Raw genomic sequence first — 2743 nt, 5'->3', positions numbered from 1 at the left:
CGGGCCACCTCGGCCGCGGTCTCCCGCGGCGTACCGGACTCCTCCATCCCGACGGCCGCGAGCAGCGCGTGGAGGCCGACGGAGGCCTCCCAGCATCCCGTCCGGCCACAACCACAGACCGCCCCGGGCTCGCCGATCGGCAGGTGGCCGACCTCGCCGGCGAAGCCACGGGCGCCGCGCAGCAGCTGCCCGTCGGAGACGATGCCGGCTCCGATGCCGACCGTTCCGGTGAGGTAGAGCAGATGGCCCGCGCCGCGACCGGCGCCGAGGCGCAGCTCGGCGAGGGCGGCACAGTCGGCGTCGTTGACGACCCGGGTCCGGGCCGACCAGCCGAAGACCCCGTCGACGGCGTCGGCCACGCCCGTTCCCGTCAGGTCGAGGTTCGGCGTCCAGACCGCGGTGCGGTCGTCGCCGTCGACCAGTCCGGGCAGCGCGACAGCAGCACCGACCGGATGCAGACCGTCCGCGGACAGGCGGGCCGCGACCTCGTCGGCCAGGGCACTGAGCGCCACGCCGACGTCGGCCACGTCCGGCACCGGCCGGGTGACCTGCCATCGCGGCGTGCCGGCCAGGTCGAGCACCACGGCCGACACGTACTCGACGTTGACCTCGAAGCCCACGCCGACGGGACGGCCGTCCGCCAGCGTCAGGCGCTGACCGGGCCGGCCGCGTTCGCCGCTGCGCACCTGCTCCAGCTCGCGCACCACGCCGGCCTCCTCGAGGCCGCCCGCGATCGTGCCGACGGTGGCCTTGGCCAGCCCGGTGCGCAGAGCCAGTTCCGCACGGCTTGCCGGGCCGTCGTACCGCAGGGTGCGAAGCAACGCCGCGGCGTTGCGCCGGCGGAGCGACTCGGTGGCGTCAGCCACGGACGCCGTACAGGTGCTCGAGGGCGAGCTGGTCGAGCCGCTCCATCGCGACCTCCCGCGCCGCCAGCGCCTCGATGTCCGGCAGCGGCCACGACTGGAGCTCCCGCCAGCCCTCCCCCGCACCGAGGGTGGGTACGGCGAGCTCCGGCAGGCCCGCTTCCTCGAGCGCAGCCTGCACCTCGGGATCGCCCCGGAACGCCCGCACCTTGTCGCGCAGGAACAGGTAGTTGTCGATGCACGCCTGCGCCGAGACCCACACGCCCGCATCCGTCTCCGGTCGCACCGGCTTGTAGTCGAAGTGCACCGGACCGTCGTACCCGCCCGAGAGCAGGGTGTCGACGACCCAGAAGGCGCCGCGCACGTTGCCGGCCCCGAAACGGAGGTCCTGGTCGTACTTCGGTCCGTTCTGGCCGTTGAGGTCGATGTGGAAGAGCTTCCCCTGCCACAGCGCCTGGGCGTAGCCAGCAGCAGCGTTGAGCCCCGCCATCTCCTCGTGCCCGATCTCCGGGTTGACGCCGACCAGCTCGGGGCGGTCGAGGGTCTCGATGAACGCCAGCGCGTGACCGACCGTCGGGAGCAGGATGTCGCCTCGCGGCTCGTTGGGCTTCGGCTCGATGGCGAACTTCATGTCGTAGCCCTGGTCGGTGACGTAGTCGCCGAGGACGTTGAACGCCTCCTGGTAGCGGTCCAGGGCGACGCCGACGTCCTTCGAGGCGCCGTACTCGGCGCCCTCGCGCCCGCCCCAGCAGACGTAGACCTTCGCACCGAGCTCGGCGGCCAGGTCGATGTTGCGCATCACCTTGCGGATCGCGAACCGTCGGACGTCGCGGGAGTTCGACGTGAACGCACCGTCCTTGAACACCGGGTGCGTGAACAGGTTGGTGGTGGCAGTGGTGACCACGAGACCGGTCTCGGCGAGGCCCTTGCGGAAGCGCTCGATGATGGCATCCCGGGTCGCGTCATCGGACCCGAACGGGATCAGGTCGTCGTCGTGGAAGTTCACGCCGTAGGCACCGATCGCGGCCAGCTTCTCCAGCGCGTACACGGGATCCATCGGTGCGCGGGTGGCGTCGCCGAACGGGTCGCGGGCCTGCCACCCCACTGTCCAGAGCCCGAAGGAGAACTTGTCGGCGGGGGTAGGCGTCGGGCGGTTCATCGTGATTCCTCATCTCGGTGGAGGGTGTCGCGGAGCGCGGCATAGCGCTCGCGGACTTCGGGGTCCGGAGGACCGGTCAGGGTCCCGGCGATCGGGAGCGGCCAGGCGGGTGGGTGGGCAGTACCGGCCAGCGCCCAGGCAGCCTGGCGCGCGGCCCCGCGGGCGACGTACTCCCCCTCCTGAGGGAGTACGACGTCACGACCCAGCAACGAAGGGGCGATCGCCCGGACGGCGGGATTGCGGGCCGCTCCCCCGACGAGCAGGACGCGCCGGGGCTCGACGCCGGTCCGGGCCACCAGGGCGTCGACCGCGTCGGCGAGCGAGCAGAGCAGTGCCTCGACGGCAGCGCGAGCGAGGTCGCCCCGGGTGGTGCCGGGGTGCAGTCCGGCCCAGGTCCCGGTGGCGGCGGGGAGGTTGGGGGTGCGTTCGCCGCCGTAGTAGGGCGACAGGGTGACGCCGCCGGCGCCGGGTGTCGAGGCCAGCGCGAGGGTGGCCAGCTCCGCATGGGAGACACCGAGCAGACGGGCCTGCAGGTCGAGGATCCCGGCGGCGTTCATGGTGGTCACCATCGGGAGGTAGCGGCCGGTGGCGTCGGCGAAGCCGGTGACGGTCCCGGTGCCGTCGGCCACCGCGTGGGCGGCCACGGTGGACGCCACCCCCGAGGTGCCGATGGAGACCAGCACGTCGTCGGGACCGAGGCCGAGGCCGAGAGCGGCGGCCA

3 protein-coding genes are annotated in these 2743 nt (G+C 73.0%); all 3 read right to left on the bottom strand.

Annotated elements, in window-relative coordinates:
* Window positions 1-866, bottom strand: an 866-nt coding sequence (locus tag ACOADB_RS11040) for an ROK family protein (protein WP_378598160.1), incomplete at its 3' end; no start/stop codon positions are given.
* Complete coding sequence (gene xylA / locus ACOADB_RS11035) at window positions 859-2022, bottom strand: xylose isomerase (RefSeq protein WP_378598158.1); 1164 nt, start codon at window positions 2020-2022, stop codon at window positions 859-861. The genes ACOADB_RS11040 and xylA, both read right to left, overlap by 8 nt.
* Window positions 2019-2743, bottom strand: a 725-nt coding sequence (locus ACOADB_RS11030; protein WP_378598156.1) for an FGGY-family carbohydrate kinase, incomplete at its 5' end; no start/stop codon positions are given. The genes ACOADB_RS11030 and xylA, both read right to left, overlap by 4 nt.

It is taken from the genome of Nocardioides sp. CPCC 206348 (assembly GCF_048654705.1).
Classification (GTDB): Bacteria; Actinomycetota; Actinomycetes; order Propionibacteriales; family Nocardioidaceae; genus Nocardioides.
The sequence above is the reverse complement of the archived record's forward strand: the minus strand, read 5'-3'. Positions and strand labels throughout refer to the sequence as shown.

Bases quoted from the DNA above. Each gene is read 5' to 3' on its own strand.
- xylA (WP_378598158.1), bottom strand. From the start codon at position 2,022: ATGAACCGCCCGACGCCTACCCCCGCCGACAAGTTCTCCTTCGGGCTC.